Consider the following 20,447-nt stretch of genomic DNA (forward strand, 5'->3'; position numbering starts at 1 on the left):
CATGCTAGAAGAAGAACTCATTGATTTAATGACTTTCTGTCTTCAAAATCCGGATTCTTTGGAAATTACTGAAAAAAAGAAAAGAATTACAGAGATAGGCCATGAACTTTTTTTGGATGGTGGTTTAGATGCACTTGAAAATTTCTTTTTTGTATTGAAAAATAGAATTATTCAAGAAATAGAAAAAGATCCATCTCCACTGCGTTCGCTGTGGAATGGACTAACTCCTGAATGGCAGTACTAGTTTTTCTTTTAAGAAATTCTAGCCTCTACCAATTCTAAAGATAGCAGTACTGCATTTTGGGCAGGTGCCTTTTAGAGCTGGTTTACCATTTTTCATGGTGTATGGTTTAGCGCCTTCGATGTCTCTTTTATCTCGACACTTAACACAATATCCTATTGTCATGATACTCTTAGGCACGTAGTTCTATTAGCGAGATCTTGTTAATTTTTTTTTACTATGAGGCAAACCTATGATCTTATTTTTGTCTCAAATTAATTGATTTTGTAAGTTTTTACTCTTAAAAATTGGTTTTATTATGTGTGATTAGTTTTCAACTAGTTATTTTTAAAACAACATGTTCTGCTAATGCATCTAGTTTGTCCCAAGATTTACTTCCCTCTTCTGTTATATCCCACACAAAAATCTCTACTGTGTATTCGTCTGATTCTAGTGGCGTCCATGATAATGCCGGACTAAAAGTTTGTTCAGGGTCTAACGATAACCCGTTTATCCATCCTAATGAAACTACAACTCCTTGTTGATTTTTTACTTGGACTATGTATACAAATTTCTGTGCTTTGTCTTGATTATTTTTAATATCTGCAGTAATTTGTACATGCTGATTAACATTCACTTGATTTGATATTTTTACACCAAATGCATTTACTAATCGCGGATTTGTAATTTCAACCCTCTCTAATTGTGTTAATGCATATGCTGAATTGATTAAAACTATCCCAACTAGCATCACCATACAGATACTTACTATCTGTTTTATCATGAGTTTTGACAATTTTTTTGTTAATAAAGCGTTTCTACATCTTTTCTTGATACATCTGGGTTAATTTCTGCTACATTACTGTCCTTGAAGAATGATGATATTCAAGTTTAAAATTTTAAAATTGATTATATTTTGATTCTGTAATAATCCCATCTTTCTGGGTCGAATCTCGTAACGAATTCTGCTTGCTCCTTATCTATTCTGGATTTAATTACGTCTCGTAATGCGAAACTAGTCAAAAATTTGTATTTTTTAGAATGCGCTTGCATTATGAACATGTGTCGCATTTCACTACCTCCTTTTAACCCCCAATACCCCATCTTTAATGCCAAAGGTTCTAGAAATATGGTGTTGTTTAATCCATAATTTTCATCTCGTATTTCTGGCCTAAGTCTATAATTTTCTAATGGGCCTCCTTTTGCAAATCCAATTACTTCTCCTTTGCAATTATTTAGTCTTAGAGTGTTGAGAATTATGTTTGGATCCTTTATAGATTCTTCAAAACTGTCTCTTGCAAATTGAAGTGGCTTGGGTAATTCTAAAAATATGGCAAACAAAGATTTGATGAATTCTGGTTCTAATCGCGTATCAATGTTTTCAATAGTTGGAACCAATTTTAAATTGTCATAGGTGTAATTTGCTTGTATGGTGATCTCTTGCTGTCTTATGTTCATAAATCCTAACACTGTATCAAAGAAATTTTTTCTCATGTGTTTTGGTAGACTTTCTAAAATAAACCTGCACATCTCAGTTTCTTTGTTTAATAGTTCTTCAAAATAAGCTACTGAGCTTCTGACTATTAGCGAAGGTCTCCATGCTAAAGCATGTGCGTTCATTTTTGCCATCTCCATCGCTCTTGAAAAATCTCCTAATGAATAACCACTAATTCTATCTACTACGGAAAGATACCAACCTAAATTCATGAAATGATCTTGCTTTGCTTTATTGTTTTTTGTAATTTCTGAATTGTTAAAACATTCTTTAATTTGTCTTTCTGCATTTTCTTTTAACTTGCCACTCCATGGATATGTTGTTCGAAGTATTAGCACTTTAATAATTTCAAGATCTAAACCTGCTACATCTATTAATTTACGAAGTTTTCTATCCATGGAAATAAATTTCAAAACACTTTCTTCATGAGGTTTATCTACACTTTTTTGAGGATCAAAGTCATGAAATAGTGCAGCCGTGTACAGATATTTTAAATCAGTAATGGAGAATTTTTTTGATGAATTATTTAGATTGGCCGATAATAACGCAACATATGTGACTTCTAATTCATGGTTGATATTATGATACCCATAGTAGTCGCTTCCAAGGCCCTGTGTTTCAAATAGCTCAATTGTATAGTCTAACATCTCAATGTAGCAATCCTCATCAATACCACTCTCAACAATCACACTCATGATCTCGTTTCGCATGGTGTGTTGATTTGCGAATTCTTGCACTATTTTTAGTTCCAAATTCCTATTTTTAAAGATGCTTCTAAATTTATTGAAAATTTCATTGATTAATCCTGTCTTTTTTGAAAATTTCTTTTATTTTTATTAGAAACACTCAATAGAATTATTTCTTTTTTTACTATTATTGTCCGTTGACTTGAAATTACTTGAATCACTTATGACCATCAATCAGAGAGAATCTCTCAAATTTGTTCTCCATCTTGATGGTAGGAAATATTCATTTTCTGATGCTATGATTGTAAACTCTCCTACCCCTGTCAATTCTCCTACTACTCGAGGTGGTGTCTATTTTTCGGATACTTTTGCATATAAGATTAAAGGAACAATCCACGATCTATCTATAATTCCATTATTATCAAAAACCATGTTGGGTCCAAATACTGAGTTTGGAGAAATTAAAATTACTACAACCATACATAGTGATGGAAAAGAAACTCATTTGACGTTGTTTGCAAATTTAACTAATAGCGTTCAAAGTTCATCAAAAATTGAATTAAATATGATTTTGGTAAAATTAGCATCTGATTAATTTTTATCATAATATGCATCATATTTTTTCCGCAACTCTTCATTTGATAATACCTCGTATGCCTTATTGATCTTAACCATAATCTCTTCTGATTTGTCGTCTTTATTTTTGTCTGGGTGTATCTTCTTTGCAAGTTCTCTGTACTTATTTTTTATTTCATCTTGCGTTGCCTCTTGTGAAATATCTAATGTTTTATAGTAATCTGGTAGTACTGAGTTTTGAAACGCCTCTCTGAATTCCTTATTGTCTTTAGATTTACTTCTTGTCCCAAATTCTTCATAATCATCTGACCAGTCAGAATGATATTTTTCATATGTTTTATCATTTTTTGAATCAAATTCTTTAGAATCATATGATGTTTTTTTTCTAAGTATGATGTCTCGTGCAAGATATACAAAAATGCCTATCACTGCTAACGCAAAGCTTGCAAATAAAATGATTTTTTGCTCATCTGTTACAATTAACTCCATCTCTAATGTTTTTTGATCATTTGTTTGCCCAGACACAACTTGAATGGCACTTAACATAATTGCCCCTAATATGACAATGCTGAGACTTTTCATTTTTTATGTTAATCTAAAATCTTCTTTAGCAGTATTTAACACCACATGTGTTATTGTATTTTCTATGTTTTGAATTGATGCTATCCCTTTTACAAACTCGCTTAATTCGTTGCGGGATTTGAATTTTGCAATAACTAGAGTATCTGTATTTCCTGTAATGTCGTAAACACCGCACACATTTTCTAATTTTGACAGCTCTGCCTCTATGTCTATAATTTTATCTTTTTTTGCAATTATTTCAATTATTGCTGTTAGATTATACCCTAATTTTTCGTGATCAATTAATGCTGTGTATCCTTTGATTATTTTCTCTTTCTCCAATTTTTTTATTCTTGATAATACCGTAACTGTTGAAATCCCAAGTTTTAACGCTAGTTGTCTTGCAGATAATCGTGCATCGACCATTAAATTTTTAAGAATCCTTTCATCTGTTTTATCTAAATCCAACATACCCATTACGTCAAAAATATATTTAAATTTTCAGTAATTCATTGAATATATGTTTAATAATATCTGTTTTTATGACTGTTTTTGTTTTTTATACCAATTGAAGCTTAAAACAAATGAGTGCACATATTTGTTATGGACAGAATCACAGAGTTAGTCTTTAAAGGTAAAAATTTCTTAGACTCTTTAAATTTTGAAGATGCATTGGCATGCTTTGAACAAGCATTACTCTTGAATCAAAATGATCCTGAACTGTGGAATTTGAAGGCTGTATCATTACGTAGTTTGGGTAGGTATGAGGAAGCGGTGGAATGCTTTAACAAATCACTGGGCATCGATCCAAGAGATAGAAATGCATCATAGTATGATTTCGTCCCGAGTTTTTATTTATTCATCCGTTTTTTGGTCTTTTTATGAATAAATGATGCCATTTCCTACTAGTTATTATTAAAGTGATACGTAAGTGATTCTATCATGGTTTTACAGTCTGTTAATGCTGATAATTGCCCACGTTGTGCAAAAAATTCTCTTTTAACTGATGATGTTACTGGAGAACGTTTTTGTGGTAAATGTGGTTATGTGATTTCTGAAAAATCTCAAGAATCTGGTCCTGAATGGAGATCATTTACACAGGATGAGCATGGCAATAAAGCAAGAGCTGGCGCGCCAACATCATTAACGATGCATGACATGGGTTTATCCACCATAATTAATCCAATGAATAAGGATGCATCTGGAAAGCCATTAACTGCATCCATGAAAAGTACAATTGAAAGACTAAGAACCTGGGACAGTAGAAGTCAGGTTCATGAATCTGTTGACCGAAATCTCAGACAGGCTTTAAGCGAATTAAATAGATTAAAAGATAAACTTTCACTTTCTGATGCTGTAATTGAAAAAGCAGCATACATTTACAGAAAAGCAATTGAAAAAAAATTAGTACGTGGAAGATCCATCTCTGCAATGATTGCATCTGCTCTTTATGCTGCATGCAGAGATACTGAGACTCCCAGAACATTAAACGATGTAGGAGAAGCTGCAAATCTTAAGAAAAAAGACATTGCAAGATGCTATAGGCTCTTGCATAGAGAACTAGAACTGAAAATGCCTGTAGTTGATCCTATTCAATGTCTTGCACGTATTGCTAGTAGAATTGGAATAACAGAAAAAACAAAACGTTATGCTGCAAAAGTTTTGAAAATATCACAAGAACACGAAGAATCAGCTGGCAAAGATCCAATGGGTTTGGCAGCTGCAGCATTGTATCTAGCATGTGTTAAAAATGGTGAAGATATTACTCAACGTGATATTGCAGAGGCTGCAAGTGTAACTGAAGTAACAATAAGAAATAGATACAAAGGTCTAAAATTAGATCAAAACATGGAACTATAGATTCCTAATTCTAAAATTGTCTTGAGATAAAAGCGAAACTTTATTTTGAAATTCTCTTTATTGATAAATTCAAAAATGATAATCATCAAAGTGTTAATTTAACATAAAACTTGTCACTGAATATGCTTTTCAAAAACATTCTAGTTCCTTGGGATGGTTCGAACCCTTCCTTACATGCATTCAAAATTGCATTGGATATAGCAAAAAAATATGATTCAAAGATATCTGTTATACATTGTATACAAAATGAAGCTTATCGTGGTCAATGGTTTCCAGACGCAGGATATTCAAAAGCAGTAATAAAAAAACAAACAAAATCTGCTGAAGCAGAGATTGACAAGCTTGTTGTTCTAGCAAAAAATAAAGGAATCCAAATATCTGCTACTGTTTTGGCTGCCCCCTCTATTGTAAAACAAATTGTAACATATGTAAAATCTAAAAAAATAGATCTTGTTATAATGGGATCTCATGGTAGAACTGGATGGAGTAAGACTCTATATGGCAGTGTTGCAAATGGTGTGTCACAAAATATTCATTGCCCAGTACTGATTGTTAGGTAATTCTAGTCTCTTGATTGATTCATGTGTGGTGCTATTGCAATCTATATTATTGAATAGTTATTATCAAAAGCATAATGCGTGCTGAACTTGATAGGATGCTATCACAAGCTTATGAGTTATGTGAGGATGGAAATTTTCTTGATGCTCTAAAATTATATGATTTAATATTAAAAAAAGAACCTCAAAACATTGTCGCTTTGTTAGACAAAGGTGTCACATTACAAAATTTAGGTCGGCTAAAACAATCTATAAAATATTATGATAAAGTAATTCATCTTGATCCTAGGAATATTCAAGCCCTGATAAACAAAGGTGCATCCTTGCATTCAAGTAAAAAATATCATGATGCTATACATTGTTATGATTTAGCTCTTAAAATTGATAAAAAATCCCCCATGGCATTGGCATACAAAGGATTGTCTTTAGGCGAATTAGGTAATCTTAATGATGCATTAAAACACTTTAAAAAAGCGTTATCGATTGAAAAAGATTATGATCTTGCTAGCATCGGCAAAGATACAGTTACTAAATTGTTAAAGTCTATTCAAAATCAAAAATCTAAAACACAGTAACATCACCAGGTGCTGGCTCTCTTTTATTGTTTTTTTCATGAGACTCTAGAAATTCCTTATGTGTGGTATTTTGATGTTCTCGAAGTTTTTCAATGTTTTCAAATCCTAAATGACACAAGTAACATTTTGGTTTGTGCTCATCCACTAGTGGCAATACCATGTCGATTGTAGTCTTCTTACCTACTTATTTCTTGAGATAACAGTTAAGAATTATATCCTTTAGCCATTAACTTCTTGTGTGTTAGAACAATTAGTAGGAGAATCAAAGGCGTTGGATCGAGCAATTGCTGGAGAAGAATTGTCTTATGATGATGGAATGGAATTAATGAATTATGATAATTTACATATTTTAGGTGCAGTTGCAGATATTTCTAGAAAAAAGTTGGTTGGAGATACGGTGTCTTTTACTGCATCATATTATATGAATTACACAAATGTTTGTGCTGCAAGTTGTCAGATGTGTGCATTTTATAGAAAAGATGGTGCAGAGGATGCATATACTCTAACTCCGGAACAAATTGAGCAACGTGTTGGAATTGCAGAAACTATGGGTGCAACTGAAGTTCACATAGTAGGTGGCTTTCATCCTACACTTCCTTTAGAGTACTATGAAGACATGGTGAAGGTCATCAAAAAAAATCATCCGCAATTAAAAATAAAGGCATTGACTGCTGCTGAAATTTTTTTCCTGTCTAAATTAACAAAAAATTCTACTAAAGAAATCCTTTCTCGTCTTAAGGATGCAGGTCTGGACTCAATGCCTGGTGGTGGAGCTGAACTATTTCATCCTGAAGTTCGAGGGAAAATCGTCAGAGGTAAATGCACTGGACAAGAATGGTTGGATACTATTGAACAAGCTCATAATCTTGGAATTAAAAGTAATGTTACCATGCTTTATGGACATATTGAAAAACCCTCACATATTATTGATCATTTAATAAAAATTCGTGAATTACAAAAAAAGACCAATGGCTTCATCACAATGATTCCTCTAAAATTTAGTCTTGATAATACTGAACTTGAGCAAGAACATTTAGTTAATAATGAATGCTCTTCTTTGTATGATTTGAGAATAACTGCGCTATCTAGATTGATGCTTGCAAATGTTTTGAATAACATTTCAGTTTACTGGGTTGCTTATGGGAAAAAACTCGCACAGGTTGCTTTATCCAATGGTGGGAATGATTTGGTCGGAACTGCATTCTCTGAAGAAATTTATCGCGCTGCCGGAAAACCCACTACTTCTTCTATAGATGAGTTAGCTACCATGGTAAAAGAAATTGGTCGACAACCTGTACAGCGAGATACGTTTTATAATGTTGTAAAGAGATTCTAAATTTTTAATTTATTCTATCCTGTCCCTATATGGTATGCACTAATCTCTACATGAATATGATTTTTCCATGTGTTTTTGAAATTAAAATATTTGAATTTTATGTGGCTGGTTTCTTTTCTACTTTTTCTGGACTGTCTTTTCTTTTCCTTCTTGCTCCAAAACTAATTAAAATCAACATAAATCCTACGCCGATTAAAATTCCTGCAAGTGTGTTCATGTCTTTGTTTTCTTGTTGTTTTATCATCAAATCAATTACTTCTTCTTCAGTCATTCCAGATTGACCTACAGGAACATCCGCATTAATGAAGATGATCAATACGATTCCAACAACTAACATAATAATTCCGCCTGCAAAAATTTTTTTATCGATTAACATCTCTGATAATTATTTTAATTTCATCATATATTAGGGATTTTCTTATAATTCTATATCTTGTATTGTACCTAAAAATTAATGATTGTAATTCATTTTTTCAAATCCTGTGGAATTCATTATTTATCTGTTAATTCCAAATATGTAGTTGTTAATTTAGATCAATTTAGGCACAAATATGTATATTATTGCAATAATTTCCAATCTGCCAAAAATCATTAGAAATGAAAAAATAATTTTTGCAGTAGGATCTGTTTGTAAGTCAATTATTCCTGCTGACAATCCCCCAGTAGTTATAACTCCTGTTGATTCTAAAAACGCATCTTGAAAATTTACATCCTCCAAAACCATCAAATAAACTGCAGATAATGATGCAACTAATGGAAATGCTATAATGATAATTAGTGTTACAATTAATTCTTTTTTTAATTCTGGAGATAATTCTGATTTTTTTTGTTTGTCAATTATTTTTTTTATATCTTTTAGATGCATCAATCTAAATATTTTGATTCCGCCGGCAGTTGAAAATCCACAGCCTCCTATGAACATTAAAATAATTAAAATTAAATGAGCAGAACCATTAAAGTCAGATAAATTGTCTGATTGTAATCCTGCTGTAGTGCTTGCAGATACTGTATAAAATACACTCGTTAGCGGCTCCAATCCGCTAAGCCCAATAAATAATGCCATTGCAGCACCTAGAATCGCAAAATAAATCAAAATTTCTTTTCCTAATTTTGGCGATAAAAATTTCTTTTTCACTAAAGAATAGTGAAAAGTAAATGGCAATGCACCTAATATCATACCTCCAATTAATACCATTTTTTCTTCCCAAATTAGATTGTGTAAAATTGTGGATGTTGGTATGAATCCCCCCGTAGCAACTGTACTCATCGCTAATGAGACATTATCTATGATGTTTCTCTCCCCGAATAAATACAGTAATGATGCTATAATCGAAATGTATAAGATAAAAATTATTGTTATGGTTGCAAATAATTCTCTCATGTGTAATGTTTTACCTGAGATAAAACCTCGCATTGATTGTAATTTTGATTCTGGATAAAACGCTGTAATGATCAAATAAATGAAACTCATTCCTCCAACTAGCTGTGTAAAACTTCGATAGAATGTGAAACTTTGTGGAAGATTTTCAGGTTGGTCAAAGAGTGATATGCCGCCTGTGGTGAATCCAGCCGCACTTGAAAAAAATGCATTTGCAAATATCTCTGTATTTGATCCTTCATATGGTAAAACGTACAGATATGGAATTGTGCCAATCAATGTGAGTAAAAAAAGACTAGATACTACTAGAATCGATGCTTGATGAAGATTAAGACTTGCTTTCTCTCCATACGAATTCAAAAAGAAGCCAATTACCAATAATAAGACTGTGGTGAGATAGATTCCTGTGGCAGTTACAGCTTCACCTAAAATTGTTGATAAAATCGCAGGTACGATTAGTAACACTCCTGCAAATTGTAACACAAATCCTAAGTTTCCTAGAATTGCTTTTACTGGTGGACTCAGAAGACGAGGTGCTGTGGCAGTTGCATCTCTGATTACATTTGCAATTGTTACTTGATAAATAATTCCTATTACAAGATTTTTTTTAGATACGACTGGAAGTTTTCTTACATTATTATCTCTCATTTTATGAAGAGCATCCTGTAATGATGCTTTTTCATTAATTGTAATTAACGGGGTATTCATTATGTCTTTCAAAAATGTAAATTCTGCATTTACTGTAACATCACTAACCTTTCTTATGATGTCCTCATCGGTGACAATGCCTACAGGTATATTGTTTTCGTCAGTTACTATGATATCATCTGTTTCATAATGTTGAAGTAGTCTGGCTGCATCACGGGTTCGAGTATTCAGATTTAACATCAATACCTCTTTGTGCATATACGTGGTAACATATTTTGTAAGAACATATGATATGGACCTCTCTGGATTTGAAGACATCAACTATCCTCTGTTTTTTGACATTAAATAATTTGGGTCAAACATTAGGATCCATTGAACTCAATACAAATTGTTTTAATTATTTTGTTCGTTTTAAATCAATTTTTATGATCTATGCCCTAAAAATCAATAATCTTGTGGTTTTCAAAGCGAGCCGTTTAGTTATTATCTATTTGAATCTGTTTTTCATGTTGATTTTTTTAATGCTTTATACTCTTCAATTAAATCATTAATTTGCTTTAGAATATTTTTATCTTCAAAATCTGTCTCTTTTAATTCATTAAAACACATGATGATATTTTCTTTTAAAACAAATAGAGTCCGTTTGTCATCACAATGCATGCTTTTTCTTACATCTGTAGAATTTATGCATGTATGCTTTTTGTTTTAATAATTCTATATGATCTGTTTAAAACATTAATGTGATAATTATGACTGCTATACTTCCAACTAGCCCTACTATTGCAAGTTTACTGTTTTTAGTCCATCCTTTTTTAACTGACACACCAACCATTACACTTCCTAAATTTTATCCAAAATTAAACCTTGATCTTTTCTAGCTGTTTTTCTAATTCTAAAATTGCTATTGGAACTTGATAATCTATTAATTTTTAATTTTATCTTGTTAGTCAATGCGGCGAACTTTTGATGATGGTTTTAGAGTTTCACCATATGAGTACGGTGGTTTTGGAATTACCGGTAATATTGATACATTATCTCCTATCATTTTTTGTATTTCTTCGTCATATACTGATAGTGTTTTGCATTGTGGGCAAAACCATCCTCTACCTTCTATGAAACTGCAACATTCGATTATTATTTTAAATCCACATGCTGGACATTTACCCGGCTCTTTATTGATATATTTCACAAATTCAAATACTATACGTTCTACGCTCATCACCCTAAATCAAAACCTCTGATTTTTTAAATTATGTGTTGGTAGTTCCCCTTGGAACTGCATACTTGGTACTTTTGAACCCTATTTTTGTAAATTTTTTATATTCCGTTCTATCTCTGAATCTGTAAATTGTTATTTCTACTGCTTTGATAAACTCGACGATGTTTTATTTTTTCTTTTTAATTGATTTACTTGGTTTATTTTCATCTTCGTAATCGATTTTTTCTCCACAAAATGGACAAAAATCTATAGGTTGAATTGATTGCCCTTCATATGTTATTTGATCTACTATTGCAAATTTCCCCCGTTCATAACTCCAAACAGTAAATTTTTTACAAAACACTTTGAATTTCTCACAACAAAATTCAGTATTACGTTTTAGTGTAAAATTCGTATATGTGCTATTTTCAGATTCTGGATCATTTAATATTTCTTTTTTGAAAATCGCTTTCATTATATGGTTATTCTATTTGACTGATAATACTTTTACTTAATTTACCTTCTCTTTTTTATTCATATAATTGTTGAGCTATTTTTCTGGATTGTTTCTTTTCTCAATTTCATCTTTAATGGCACTAAGTAATATATCGAATCCAGAACAAACCATGTTTGTTTTTTCATAATCTTTATCCCCAAATTCAGGATTTATTTTTTTTCAAACATGCTTCTTTCTTTTTTAATATCTTCTGATATTTCATTAAGTTCATCAAAGTTTTTTTTACTTAATTTACTGATTTCTTGGTTTATATTTTCACCTATCTCTTTCCCCATTTCTTCAATTTTGATTTCTTTATCTGACAAAAATATATTTTCAGAAATTCCGACATATGGTATTTTAACATCATTTTCATCTTGTTTTATGCCTGATGATTCCTTTATCTGGTTTCTAACATCTTTCATTATACAAAATCTATGAAGGAAGTTTACTAATCCCATACACTATGATATTTTTTAACAACTTAAGGATTTAGTAATTTTTAGATTGTTTTTGTTTTTACTTATTTTTTATTCCTTTTCTTAATGTTTCATTTATGACTTTTGAGAAGCTGACAGCGCCTGATTCTGTTTGAATCATTTTAGCTTGAATTGCTCTTAGTTTTTGGCCAACATCATCATCCAACATGAATGTAATTCTTTTTTGCATATTTTATTAAATACATTTTTTAATATTTAAAGCACAATCAAATTTTTTTCTAGTGCTAATATTTCATACAACAAAATATTTAATTCAAATTAGCGTAAAATAATTAATTTTACATATAAAACACTGTTCTTCAAAATTAAATATTCTTCATTTTATTACCTGTGATTCTGTAATAATCCTCAGAAATGAATCCAATGTTTGGTATTACAATAGGGGGATTAATGATGGTGTTCATAGTGATAGTTGTCGTTTTTTCTTTTCTTGGAACCTTTGTTTCTCCCACATCTGAAAAATCTATTTTAAAAAATGTGGATTCTGCATTGAATCTTAATGATCCTCACATATGTTTGAATTTTGATGATTACCAGAACTGCATTTCAAATATTGCTTATATGAAAAAAGACCCTGAAATCTGTGTTAATTATATCAATGATGAAAAAAATCAATATGATTGTTTGAGTCAATTTCTCAGAAAATATAAAGATAGAATTTGTGATTTTGTGAGTGAACAGCATCGTGCAGACTGTATAGACCAGGCCAAAAATTATGACAATTAAGTATTTTCTGATTTTTTTTATTTCGATTATCTTTACTATATTATAACATGTCGTAAATTCTACATCCCATTCACTGAATCGTATATTTTTCTAATTTTTCTGTATGTCTTTTATAGATGATAATTGAGCAACTATTCTTAGGATTATAGGTGACCTGAATCATGGCTGTCTCTTGTTTTGAAAATGTGAGTTTTTCATCATTTGGGTTCATGGATTTTCTAACTTGAATACCAAACTAAAGAATTCTGAGTTTAGATCTTAATTCTTATTTTGATCTTCTGATTCTTCTGTAGCTTTGTCTCTGACACTTTTCAATATGCAAAACTTACGAAGTGTGTTACGTAACCCCATGATTGTAACTCATTTTCTACAAACTTAAAGATTTGGAATCTCTTTCTTTAATGAGAAATACTTGTTTTTTATGTAACTCTTTTAAATTACGCTCTAACCGTCTTAACGTTTCTGTAACTGTTTTGTTATCTGATTTGCCTTCTCTGATCTCTTTATTCACCGAATCTTTGTGCACTTCAAGCTTTTTGATTCTCTGATCTACTTCAAGTATGGCAGTTTCGAGGGCTTCTATATCATTTTCAAAATCCAAACTATCAAATTTTAAAAAATTATGAACTTAAGCCTATTGAATTTTAAATTAGACTTAAATTGGTTCTGCAGCATTATGTATTTTATCAATATGTTTGGATAATGTTTCATTATTTTCAAATAATGAACTACAGTATGGACATTTGCTTTTTGTCATAATAATTCTAAATTTTATGTGAACTTAAGCATTTAGTTTCAAAAAGTTTGAATCAAAGTATTATTCTCTGTCATCATAACCGCTATCTCTGCCACAGTTTGGACAAATCCTTTGATTTTGGAATAATTCTTTCCCGCAATTTCTGCATGATTGGGGCTTCATAAAATTACTATTATTTTATTTGATTTAAAAATTTTTTAATCATGGTTAGTTTTTTATTATATTTCCATATTGGGCATCATAATTTATAAAAAATTCCACTCTTTTTATGTTTCAAATTATTGTAGATAAAATGTCCTAGTTCGTTCGTACTCGTTGCAACCGGTTGTTTCAACGAGTCTATTTTTCTAAATTCTAAAGCCTTTAATCCTGAATTAGTTTTGTCTCAGTATTACACAAAACCTTCTGGAGGTTTTTGAACAAATACATTGCATACTAGAGCATCTGTTTTAGTATCTCTATACTGAACATTACATGAAACAAATTTTCCTTTTAATGCCATTTCAAGATCTGTTTTTGTTGTTTCTTGATATTCTGGTTCATCTGGATTATCGATTTTGGCAATGATTATACGCTCCGTTTTTGCATAATCATCTTTATTGTCTTTACGAAAATGTGTTACTAGAAGCTCAAAAGTATTGTTTGACAAACAACCAATAACTGGACCTCCTATCCCATCTCCCATTGTATGACTAGATTTTTTACAATATAATTACTTGATGGCTATACTTAGTTTGAAATCTGGTACAAGTATTTTTTTGTTTTGCCATTTCAAAAACTCTTCTAATTGATTCTTCACCTTTATCGCCCATGTTTATAGTAACCTTATTGACGTACATTTTTACAAATTTCTCAATCAACTCTCTTGGTTTTCCTCTACTATATTGCATGGCATACTCTAGAGCATCATCAAGATTTTTCAATCCGTACTCAATTGATGCTTGAAGATATTTGTCAAATTTATGAATCGTATCTTCTCCTAAACTTGTCTTCATAACATTAATTCCTAATGGAACTGGCAATCCACCCGTTTCTTTATCCCACCATTCACCCACATCTAAAATTTTGACATTTCCTTCCTGCTCATATGATAACTGGGTTTCATGAATAACCAACCCTGCATCAACTTTGCCTTTTTTTACAGCTTCTGGAATATCACTAAAATTCATCTCAACATAATCAAATTTTCCTATCATTAACTGAAGTAATAGAAATGCTGATGTCATCTTTCCAGGTATGGCAATCTTGCATTTTTTTATCTCATCTATTGACATTTGTTTTTTTGCAGTAACTATTGGACCATATCCAATACCAAAACTTCCTCCACTTCTCAGTATCGTGTATCCTGGAATGTATGCACAAGCATGAACAGAAACTGCAGTTACATCAAGTTCTGGGTTTGTTGCTTTTCTATTTAATTTTTCAATGTCTTCAATTACATGTGTTACTGTAAAATCTCGAGATGATACTTTTCCTGTAAACATCCCATAAAACATGAATGCATCATCAGAATCTGGTGTATGCCCTACTGTAATATCCACATTTTATTCCTAAATTATCGTTATAAAAATCAAAACCAGACCGTTTTTCTAATATGTCTGATGATTTTATGATTTTTATGCAAAGTATTGAAGCATATGAAAAAGATATTTTTGATCAGCCTAATTTTTTGAATACATTTCAAGCAATAAAACCTCTTACTGAACATCAACAAAAAAATGTAATCTTTTCTGGAACTGGCGATTCTTTTATCTCTGCAATGTTAGCTGAAGTATTTTCTGATTATGCCGTAAAATCTATGGATCCACTTGATCTACTAAGGACCAAGTCAATTGTAAAAAATAAGATTATTTACTTTGTTTCAATTTCTGGAAATACAATTTCCAATATCAAAGCTGCAAAAATCACTAAAAAATCAACTGCTATTACATCAGTACCACAAAGTAAATTGGCAAATGTCTGTAATTCTTCAATAATCCTAAATTTTCAATATTCAAAAGAATTGACAGCGGGAAGTATCAGTTTTCTTGAAAGTGCTTTAACTTGTATTTCTCTGGTATCTCCGATCTCAATTCCAAAAGACCCAAAAATTTTCAATAAAGCAATATCTGATGCAAAAAAATCAAAATTTGGAAAAAGACTCTTCGTTTTAGGTTCTGGATACACATTTCCAATAGCAATGTACTGTGCCGCAAAATTTTATGAAGTACTTGGCTATGATGTTCATTTTCAGAGAATAGAGCAATTTTCACATATGGAATTATTTTCAATAAAAAAGGGCGATACAGTAATAATTTTTGAAGAAAATAATTATCATGCCAAACAACTTTCAAGAAATCTGAAAAATCTTGGATTAAATGTAATACATCCTACATTTACATCAAAACACAAGATTTCCAAACTTCTTTACTATGTGTATTTTTCTCAATTGCTGACTCTTTTTGAGGCCAAACGAAGACGACAAAAAGAGTGCCATTTTATTTTATCCAAAAATCTTCGAAATGTAAGTAATCAAATGATCTATTGATAATTTCAATATCTCCTTATTTCGTATAGATTTATTAGCTGAATAATTGGTTTTGCGAATATGGCGAAATTCAAGTCCACTACTGAAGTGTTGAGGATCATCAAAAATAAGGAACAGATTCGTAACTTTAGTGTAATTGCTCATGTTGATCACGGAAAAACAACTATGAGTGATAGTCTTTTGGCTGCATCAGGAATCATTGCCCCATCTGCAGCTGGAAAAGCACTGGCAATGGACTTTGATAAAGAAGAACAAGAAAGAGGAATTACAATTTACCAAGCAAACGTTACCCTGTTTTTCACTCAGAAAGAAAAAGAATACGTCATTAACATGATTGATACCCCTGGACACGTAGACTTTAGCGGAAGGGTAATTCGAAGTCTCAGAGCCATTGATGGTGCAACTGTTGTATGTGATGCAGTTGAGGGAATTATGACTCAAACAGAAACTGTTACTAGAATGGCACTTGAGGAAAGAGTAAGACCTGTTTTATTCATAAATAAAGTCGATAGATTAATCAAAGAACTTCGTTTAACTCCTGAAAAAATGCAAGAAACTCTTGCAGGTGTTGTATCTAGCTTTAATCAACTAGTTGAAACTTATGCTGAACCTGAATACAAGGACAAATGGAAAGTGTCGATTCAAGAGGCTAGTGTGACATTTGGTTCTGCCAAAGACAAATGGGCATTTAATGTAGATATTATGAAAGAAAAAGGAATTACCTTCAAAGATGTTATTGATGCTTATAAAAATGAAAAAGTTGATGATTTGGTAGCACGAGCTCCACTAGCTGATGCAGTGCTTGGAATGGTTGTAAAACATGTTCCTCCACCACATGTTGCTCAGAAATATAGAATTCCACAAATTTGGAAAGGAGATCTGGAGTCTGATATTGGAAAGGCTCTATTGGCATGTAGTGATGATGGACCAACAATTATGATGGTTGTAAACATGGTATTGGATCCTGCAGCTGGTCCTGTTGCAATTGGCAGATTGTTTTCAGGAACCATCAAAGATGGACAAACAATTAACATTATTGATGCAAAACGAGAAGGCAGAGTTCAATCGGTGAACTTTTTCATGGGTAACCAAAGAGAACAAGTTGGTGAACTAGGCGCTGGAAACATTCCGGCACTTTTAGGATTGACTGAAGCCAGAGCAGGTAATACAATTTCATCTGTTAAAGGCATTCCAATGTTTGAAGGAGTCAAATATGTTTCAGAACCTGTCGTTCAAATTGCAATAGAACCAAAACATCCAAAAGATTTACCTAAACTAGTTGAGGTTCTCAAACAATTAACAATCGAGGATCCTAATCTTGTAGTAAAAATTGATGAAGAATCAGGCGAAACTCTTGTAGCTGGAATGGGTGTACTTCATCTTGATGTTGCAACTCACCGAATTCAAGATGCTAAAGTAGAAATCATTACTTCTGAGCCACTTATCAATTACAGAGAAACAGTAAAAGGCAGTTGTGAACCAATAATGTCAAAATCTCCAAATAGACACAATAAAATTTTCATGAAAGTGGAGCCTTTGGAACCAGCAATTGCAAATATGTTAAGAACAGGGGAGATCAGCGATATGAAAGATAAAAAAGTTGTATCTGATCTTCTAAAAGGCGCTGGATGGGATACTGATACCATTAAAAGAATCATGAAAATGGATCCACGTGGAAATGTGATGATTAACGGTACAAAAGGTGTTCAGTTTATTCAGGAATCTACTGATTCTATTAATTCTGGATTTGAAGAAGTAATGAAAGAAGGTCCTCTATGTAAAGAGCAAATGAGGGATTGCAAGTTTATCTTCACTCACTTTGTTCCTCACGAGGATACTGCTCATAGAGGTCTATCCCAACTTGGTCCTGCATCAAGACGTGCATGTATGGGTGCTCTTTTGACTGCAGGTGTTACTATCTTAGAACCGATGCTTGCAATTGAAGTTAGAGTTCCAACCGATCTAGTAGGAAACGTCGCTACTGTAATTTCAGGTAAACGTGGTAAAGTACTAGACATGCAACAAAAAGGCGCTGCAAGTATTATTGTTGGAGAAATTCCAGCAGCTGAAACATTTACGTTGTCAGAAGCAATGAGAGGTCAAACTGCTGGACGTGCAACGTGGAATACTTCATTTAAGGCATGGACTGAACTTCCTAAATCAATTGCTGCTACTGCAATTGCAGAAATTAGAAAAAGAAAGGGACTTGCACCAAATCCTCCTGGCATAGAAGAATATATTGACAGAGAGTAAAAAGGCAATCCCCCCTTTCTCGAATGAAAAGTTGGTAATGACTTGCGTTAGTGTGTGGGTTTGTTTGTTGGAAATTAGTTATTCTTTAGCAAATTCATGTTTTTCTCTAAATGTTCTGGCCATTTGATGTATCTCTTCACTTCTTTTTTCCAATACCCTCATAATTTCCAAGGCTTTTTCCAGAGAAACGTATTCGTTATCGTTACCTCTAAATGTTTTGTTTGGGATTTGTCCCAATGCAACACATTTTAATTCAATTTCATGAAGTTCATCATTTTTTTTATTTTCAACCTCTACATCTTTATCAATCAATTCTAATGTGTATTGTTATAGATTTTATTTAAATTCATCCATATCATTTTAGTTTATTTTATTTCTTAGTCACGAATTGTGCGACATAACTAGAGTTATGATAGTATCTAACTGTACACGAATGGGCTACAAATTGTTTGAAATTTCAAGTTTCAGATTTTATCTTAGATGATTTTTTTGGTTTTGATTTATTTATTGATAATTTTAGTTGTTTCTTTTTCTCTGAAATTTCTTTTTTTATTTTAATTTGTTGCTCTTTTAATTTCTGTTTTTCCGATTTGATCTCATTTTGAATTTTTTTACGTTTTTGTTTTATTTCTTCTAATGCGATTTTTTCATCTATGATTTGTTTTGCCAACACACTTTGAATTTTCAATTTTTCGTGTTCTTCTTTAGTCTTAATGGATATTGTTTCTTTTTCTTTAGATATAATATCCTCGATTCTTAATCTTTCTTTTTTGTTTTTTCCAAGTCCTTTTCTTGTGATTGAATCATCTTTTTCAATTTTTTTGATTCTACAAGTTTGTTTTTCTCATTGTTTACTTGAGATAAAATTTCATTGTATTCTTTTTTGTTTTTTCTAAATCTACTTGTTTTTCTTTAATTTCTAAATTAATTTGAGATTGTTTTTGTAAATTCACTTTTTGTTCCTCTAGCATTTTTGAAAGTGATAATCGTTCTATCTTGATCTGTTTTTCAATTTCTTCTTGTTCAGTACGTATTTGTGATAATTGATTTTTTTGATATTCAAGCTCTTTTGCTACTTGTTCCTTCTCAATTGTGATTTTTTTCATTAATTCATTTCGTTCTGTTTTTACTTTTTCTATCTCTGCTTTTTGTAAAATTATCTGCTCTGACAGCTTAGTTTGTTCCTGAATCTTGAGATGCTCTTCTTTAATTTGTGAATCTAACAAAGATTTTTCAAGTGAAACCTGATTTTCATATTCTTTTCTGTTCAAAATGAGTTGGGCTAATTTAGACCGTTGTATCTCAATTTCACTGTGGATTTTTTTGTGTTCCTTTAATGATTCTTCTTCGGTTTTAATTTTTTCATATAATCCTGTTAATTCATCTGATTTATTTTCTGGAGGATTCCATCCTTTTGGCATTGTTCCTCGAAGTTTTGGTAATTGATACTGGGTAGTGTTTGAGACTATATTTGGGGTTATTTCATTGTTTTTTGATTCCTGTTCTATGATGTTGTCATCCACTGATAAATTCTCAAAATTCTCAGAGTTATTTTTTAGATTGTCCGTACTTGATTTTAATTTATTTTCTAGGTAAACTTGATCTGAATGAAAGAGCGGTTTATTCTGCGATACTTTGTCATACATATACTGTAATCTTCCAGGATCTCCCACTCCTGAATCAATTAATGTTTGAATTTTTGAAAGGAGAGGATTTTCTTTTGGACTATCTTCATCTACGATGATAAATTGTCCTTTGATTTTATTTTCTAAATACATCTGATCTGAATGATAAAGCGGTTTGCTTTGTTTTAGACATTCTAGGATGTGATATAATCGTCCAATATCCCCACTATTTGTGTCAATGAGATTTTCTATTTTTTTTATGATCTGAGTTTGAGTAACTTGTTTGGGATTTTCAATGTCACTCACTTCATTTTTGTGTATCTGCAGTTAAGTATAAAAAATCAGATAAAGAAAATTTACATTTTTATAAATTTTAAATGATTTCGATCAAATTCTTCTAAAAGTATTTTGATTTTTTAATATTTGATTCTTTTTTACATCTATTTTCACTTTATTCCTATTGGATTAATTGG

At 31.6% G+C, this 20,447-nt stretch carries 30 protein-coding genes; 10 read left to right on the forward strand and 20 right to left on the reverse strand.

The window, feature by feature from the left end:
• The first annotated feature begins 1 nt into the window (after position 1).
• Complete coding sequence (locus BG20_RS05350; protein WP_010191904.1) at positions 2–244, forward strand: hypothetical protein; 243 nt, start codon at positions 2–4, stop codon at positions 242–244.
• Positions 245–262: 18 nt separating this feature from the next.
• Here the strand turns inward: BG20_RS05350 and BG20_RS12390 are convergent, their stop codons facing one another.
• From BG20_RS12390 to BG20_RS05365, 3 genes are all read right to left on the reverse strand, one after another.
• The gene (locus tag BG20_RS12390; protein ID WP_007550336.1) at positions 263–406 is read right to left on the reverse strand and encodes a DUF5679 domain-containing protein; all 144 of its coding nucleotides are present in this window, start codon (positions 404–406) and stop codon (positions 263–265) included.
• Between the two features lie 148 nt (positions 407–554).
• Positions 555–1,004, reverse strand: a complete 450-nt coding sequence (locus tag BG20_RS05360; protein WP_048097091.1) for a hypothetical protein — start codon at positions 1,002–1,004, stop codon at positions 555–557.
• Positions 1,005–1,129: 125 nt separating this feature from the next.
• The gene (locus BG20_RS05365) at positions 1,130–2,452 is read right to left on the reverse strand and encodes an HD domain-containing protein (RefSeq protein ID WP_238527523.1); all 1,323 of its coding nucleotides are present in this window, start codon (positions 2,450–2,452) and stop codon (positions 1,130–1,132) included.
• Positions 2,453–2,624: 172 nt separating this feature from the next.
• Here BG20_RS05365 and BG20_RS05370 point away from each other — a divergent pair, with 172 nt between their 5' ends.
• Positions 2,625–2,996 (forward strand): hypothetical protein, encoded by a 372-nt coding sequence (locus BG20_RS05370; protein ID WP_010191916.1) that lies wholly within the window; start codon positions 2,625–2,627, stop codon positions 2,994–2,996.
• On the opposite strand, the gene BG20_RS05375 is transcribed toward BG20_RS05370, so the two are convergent.
• Together BG20_RS05375 and BG20_RS05380 are read right to left on the reverse strand one after the other, a co-directional pair.
• A complete protein-coding gene (locus BG20_RS05375; RefSeq protein WP_010191917.1) occupies positions 2,993–3,559 on the reverse strand; it encodes a DnaJ domain-containing protein in 567 nt (188 codons plus the stop codon). The genes BG20_RS05370 and BG20_RS05375 overlap by 4 nt on opposite strands.
• A gap of 3 nt (positions 3,560–3,562) precedes the next feature.
• On the reverse strand, positions 3,563–4,015 hold the full coding sequence (locus BG20_RS05380) for an Lrp/AsnC family transcriptional regulator (RefSeq protein ID WP_010191919.1): 453 nt from the start codon (positions 4,013–4,015) through the stop codon (positions 3,563–3,565).
• Positions 4,016–4,141: 126 nt separating this feature from the next.
• Between BG20_RS05380 and BG20_RS05385 the strand changes: the two genes are divergently transcribed.
• The 4 genes from BG20_RS05385 (at position 4,142) to BG20_RS05400 (ending at position 6,530) form a co-directional block, all read left to right on the forward strand.
• The gene (locus tag BG20_RS05385; RefSeq protein ID WP_048097089.1) at positions 4,142–4,369 is read left to right on the forward strand and encodes a tetratricopeptide repeat protein; all 228 of its coding nucleotides are present in this window, start codon (positions 4,142–4,144) and stop codon (positions 4,367–4,369) included.
• Between the two features lie 111 nt (positions 4,370–4,480).
• Positions 4,481–5,398, forward strand: coding sequence for a transcription initiation factor IIB (locus tag BG20_RS05390; protein ID WP_007401473.1), 918 nt, complete (start codon positions 4,481–4,483; stop codon positions 5,396–5,398).
• Positions 5,399–5,520: 122 nt separating this feature from the next.
• On the forward strand, positions 5,521–5,958 hold the full coding sequence (locus BG20_RS05395; protein WP_010191926.1) for a universal stress protein: 438 nt from the start codon (positions 5,521–5,523) through the stop codon (positions 5,956–5,958).
• 74 nt (positions 5,959–6,032) lie between these two features.
• Complete coding sequence (locus BG20_RS05400; RefSeq protein WP_010191927.1) at positions 6,033–6,530, forward strand: tetratricopeptide repeat protein; 498 nt, start codon at positions 6,033–6,035, stop codon at positions 6,528–6,530.
• On the opposite strand, the gene BG20_RS12675 is transcribed toward BG20_RS05400, so the two are convergent.
• Positions 6,517–6,690: a hypothetical protein gene (locus tag BG20_RS12675; RefSeq protein ID WP_010191929.1), complete on the reverse strand. Its 174-nt coding sequence runs from the start codon at positions 6,688–6,690 to the stop codon at positions 6,517–6,519. The two genes, BG20_RS05400 and BG20_RS12675, sit on opposite strands and share 14 nt — an antisense overlap.
• Before the next feature lie 78 nt (positions 6,691–6,768).
• Between BG20_RS12675 and BG20_RS05405 the strand changes: the two genes are divergently transcribed.
• Positions 6,769–7,866 carry a radical SAM protein gene (locus BG20_RS05405; RefSeq protein WP_010191931.1) on the forward strand — a complete coding sequence of 366 codons (1,098 nt, stop codon included), beginning with the start codon at positions 6,769–6,771 and terminating at the stop codon, positions 7,864–7,866.
• Between the two features lie 97 nt (positions 7,867–7,963).
• Here the strand turns inward: BG20_RS05405 and BG20_RS05410 are convergent, their stop codons facing one another.
• The 7 genes from BG20_RS05410 to BG20_RS12685 all read right to left on the reverse strand — a co-directional run bounded on the left by BG20_RS05410 (position 7,964) and on the right by BG20_RS12685 (position 12,255).
• A complete protein-coding gene (locus BG20_RS05410; RefSeq protein ID WP_010191932.1) occupies positions 7,964–8,242 on the reverse strand; it encodes a hypothetical protein in 279 nt (92 codons plus the stop codon).
• Positions 8,243–8,395: 153 nt separating this feature from the next.
• On the reverse strand, positions 8,396–10,210 hold the full coding sequence (locus BG20_RS05415; protein ID WP_048097090.1) for a potassium transporter TrkG: 1,815 nt from the start codon (positions 10,208–10,210) through the stop codon (positions 8,396–8,398).
• 186 nt (positions 10,211–10,396) lie between these two features.
• On the reverse strand, positions 10,397–10,552 hold the full coding sequence (locus BG20_RS12680) for a hypothetical protein (RefSeq protein WP_193353023.1): 156 nt from the start codon (positions 10,550–10,552) through the stop codon (positions 10,397–10,399).
• Positions 10,553–10,835: 283 nt separating this feature from the next.
• Entirely contained in the window at positions 10,836–11,111 is a 276-nt protein-coding gene (locus tag BG20_RS05420; protein ID WP_007401481.1) for a hypothetical protein, read from the reverse strand.
• Positions 11,112–11,277: 166 nt separating this feature from the next.
• A complete protein-coding gene (locus BG20_RS05425; protein WP_010191937.1) occupies positions 11,278–11,565 on the reverse strand; it encodes a hypothetical protein in 288 nt (95 codons plus the stop codon).
• A 191-nt stretch (positions 11,566–11,756) separates the two neighbouring features.
• Positions 11,757–12,011, reverse strand: a complete 255-nt coding sequence (locus BG20_RS05430; protein WP_010191939.1) for a hypothetical protein — start codon at positions 12,009–12,011, stop codon at positions 11,757–11,759.
• A 94-nt stretch (positions 12,012–12,105) separates the two neighbouring features.
• On the reverse strand, positions 12,106–12,255 hold the full coding sequence (locus BG20_RS12685; protein ID WP_010191942.1) for a hypothetical protein: 150 nt from the start codon (positions 12,253–12,255) through the stop codon (positions 12,106–12,108).
• 194 nt (positions 12,256–12,449) lie between these two features.
• On the opposite strand from BG20_RS12685, the gene BG20_RS05435 reads away from it, so the two are divergent.
• A complete protein-coding gene (locus BG20_RS05435; RefSeq protein ID WP_238527524.1) occupies positions 12,450–12,812 on the forward strand; it encodes a hypothetical protein in 363 nt (120 codons plus the stop codon).
• 367 nt (positions 12,813–13,179) lie between these two features.
• Here BG20_RS05435 and BG20_RS05440 read toward each other — a convergent pair whose 3' ends face one another.
• From BG20_RS05440 to BG20_RS05450, 4 genes are all read right to left on the reverse strand, one after another.
• Positions 13,180–13,413 (reverse strand): hypothetical protein, encoded by a 234-nt coding sequence (locus BG20_RS05440; RefSeq protein WP_010191947.1) that lies wholly within the window; start codon positions 13,411–13,413, stop codon positions 13,180–13,182.
• Between the two features lie 216 nt (positions 13,414–13,629).
• Positions 13,630–13,731, reverse strand: a complete 102-nt coding sequence (locus BG20_RS13995; RefSeq protein ID WP_420805930.1) for a zinc-ribbon domain-containing protein — start codon at positions 13,729–13,731, stop codon at positions 13,630–13,632.
• Positions 13,732–13,960: 229 nt separating this feature from the next.
• The gene (locus tag BG20_RS05445) at positions 13,961–14,254 is read right to left on the reverse strand and encodes a hypothetical protein (RefSeq protein ID WP_010191950.1); all 294 of its coding nucleotides are present in this window, start codon (positions 14,252–14,254) and stop codon (positions 13,961–13,963) included.
• A gap of 16 nt (positions 14,255–14,270) precedes the next feature.
• Positions 14,271–15,110 carry an MqnA/MqnD/SBP family protein gene (locus BG20_RS05450; RefSeq protein ID WP_010191952.1) on the reverse strand — a complete coding sequence of 280 codons (840 nt, stop codon included), beginning with the start codon at positions 15,108–15,110 and terminating at the stop codon, positions 14,271–14,273.
• 53 nt (positions 15,111–15,163) lie between these two features.
• Here BG20_RS05450 and BG20_RS05455 point away from each other — a divergent pair, with 53 nt between their 5' ends.
• Together BG20_RS05455 and BG20_RS05460 are read left to right on the forward strand one after the other, a co-directional pair.
• A complete protein-coding gene (locus BG20_RS05455) occupies positions 15,164–16,096 on the forward strand; it encodes an SIS domain-containing protein (protein WP_010191954.1) in 933 nt (310 codons plus the stop codon).
• A gap of 60 nt (positions 16,097–16,156) precedes the next feature.
• Positions 16,157–18,349 (forward strand): elongation factor EF-2, encoded by a 2,193-nt coding sequence (locus tag BG20_RS05460; RefSeq protein ID WP_010191957.1) that lies wholly within the window; start codon positions 16,157–16,159, stop codon positions 18,347–18,349.
• Between the two features lie 78 nt (positions 18,350–18,427).
• Here the strand turns inward: BG20_RS05460 and BG20_RS05465 are convergent, their stop codons facing one another.
• The 3 genes from BG20_RS05465 to BG20_RS05470 form a co-directional block, all read right to left on the reverse strand.
• Positions 18,428–18,661: a hypothetical protein gene (locus BG20_RS05465; RefSeq protein WP_010191960.1), complete on the reverse strand. Its 234-nt coding sequence runs from the start codon at positions 18,659–18,661 to the stop codon at positions 18,428–18,430.
• A 145-nt stretch (positions 18,662–18,806) separates the two neighbouring features.
• Positions 18,807–19,037 (reverse strand): hypothetical protein, encoded by a 231-nt coding sequence (locus BG20_RS13215; protein ID WP_052304768.1) that lies wholly within the window; start codon positions 19,035–19,037, stop codon positions 18,807–18,809.
• A 163-nt stretch (positions 19,038–19,200) separates the two neighbouring features.
• Positions 19,201–20,280 carry a hypothetical protein gene (locus BG20_RS05470; protein ID WP_010191964.1) on the reverse strand — a complete coding sequence of 360 codons (1,080 nt, stop codon included), beginning with the start codon at positions 20,278–20,280 and terminating at the stop codon, positions 19,201–19,203.
• Between the last annotated feature and the right edge of the window lie 167 nt (positions 20,281–20,447).

The organism is Candidatus Nitrosarchaeum limnium BG20 (assembly GCF_000241145.1).
Lineage (GTDB): Archaea > Thermoproteota > Nitrososphaeria > Nitrososphaerales > Nitrosopumilaceae > Nitrosarchaeum > Nitrosarchaeum limnae.

Excerpts from the sequence above, each read along its gene's own strand:
- BG20_RS05350 (WP_010191904.1), top strand. The coding sequence starts at position 2 with ATGCTAGAAGAAGAACTCATTGATTTAATGACTTTCTGTCTTCAAAAT.
- BG20_RS12390 (WP_007550336.1), bottom strand. The coding sequence starts at position 406 with ATGACAATAGGATATTGTGTTAAGTGTCGAGATAAAAGAGACATCGAA.
- BG20_RS05360 (WP_048097091.1), bottom strand. The coding sequence starts at position 1,004 with ATGATAAAACAGATAGTAAGTATCTGTATGGTGATGCTAGTTGGGATA.
- BG20_RS05370 (WP_010191916.1), top strand. The coding sequence starts at position 2,625 with ATGACCATCAATCAGAGAGAATCTCTCAAATTTGTTCTCCATCTTGAT.
- BG20_RS05375 (WP_010191917.1), bottom strand. The coding sequence starts at position 3,559 with ATGAAAAGTCTCAGCATTGTCATATTAGGGGCAATTATGTTAAGTGCC.
- BG20_RS05380 (WP_010191919.1), bottom strand. The coding sequence starts at position 4,015 with ATGGGTATGTTGGATTTAGATAAAACAGATGAAAGGATTCTTAAAAAT.
- BG20_RS05385 (WP_048097089.1), top strand. The coding sequence starts at position 4,142 with ATGGACAGAATCACAGAGTTAGTCTTTAAAGGTAAAAATTTCTTAGAC.
- BG20_RS05390 (WP_007401473.1), top strand. The coding sequence starts at position 4,481 with ATGGTTTTACAGTCTGTTAATGCTGATAATTGCCCACGTTGTGCAAAA.
- BG20_RS05395 (WP_010191926.1), top strand. The coding sequence starts at position 5,521 with ATGCTTTTCAAAAACATTCTAGTTCCTTGGGATGGTTCGAACCCTTCC.
- BG20_RS05400 (WP_010191927.1), top strand. The coding sequence starts at position 6,033 with ATGCGTGCTGAACTTGATAGGATGCTATCACAAGCTTATGAGTTATGT.
- BG20_RS12675 (WP_010191929.1), bottom strand. The coding sequence starts at position 6,690 with ATGGTATTGCCACTAGTGGATGAGCACAAACCAAAATGTTACTTGTGT.
- BG20_RS05410 (WP_010191932.1), bottom strand. The coding sequence starts at position 8,242 with ATGTTAATCGATAAAAAAATTTTTGCAGGCGGAATTATTATGTTAGTT.
- BG20_RS05415 (WP_048097090.1), bottom strand. The coding sequence starts at position 10,210 with ATGTCTTCAAATCCAGAGAGGTCCATATCATATGTTCTTACAAAATAT.
- BG20_RS12680 (WP_193353023.1), bottom strand. The coding sequence starts at position 10,552 with ATGCATTGTGATGACAAACGGACTCTATTTGTTTTAAAAGAAAATATC.
- BG20_RS05420 (WP_007401481.1), bottom strand. The coding sequence starts at position 11,111 with ATGAGCGTAGAACGTATAGTATTTGAATTTGTGAAATATATCAATAAA.
- BG20_RS05425 (WP_010191937.1), bottom strand. The coding sequence starts at position 11,565 with ATGAAAGCGATTTTCAAAAAAGAAATATTAAATGATCCAGAATCTGAA.
- BG20_RS05430 (WP_010191939.1), bottom strand. The coding sequence starts at position 12,011 with ATGAAAGATGTTAGAAACCAGATAAAGGAATCATCAGGCATAAAACAA.
- BG20_RS12685 (WP_010191942.1), bottom strand. The coding sequence starts at position 12,255 with ATGCAAAAAAGAATTACATTCATGTTGGATGATGATGTTGGCCAAAAA.
- BG20_RS05435 (WP_238527524.1), top strand. The coding sequence starts at position 12,450 with ATGTTTGGTATTACAATAGGGGGATTAATGATGGTGTTCATAGTGATA.
- BG20_RS13995 (WP_420805930.1), bottom strand. The coding sequence starts at position 13,731 with ATGAAGCCCCAATCATGCAGAAATTGCGGGAAAGAATTATTCCAAAAT.
- BG20_RS05445 (WP_010191950.1), bottom strand. The coding sequence starts at position 14,254 with ATGGGAGATGGGATAGGAGGTCCAGTTATTGGTTGTTTGTCAAACAAT.
- BG20_RS05455 (WP_010191954.1), top strand. The coding sequence starts at position 15,164 with ATGTCTGATGATTTTATGATTTTTATGCAAAGTATTGAAGCATATGAA.
- BG20_RS05460 (WP_010191957.1), top strand. The coding sequence starts at position 16,157 with ATGGCGAAATTCAAGTCCACTACTGAAGTGTTGAGGATCATCAAAAAT.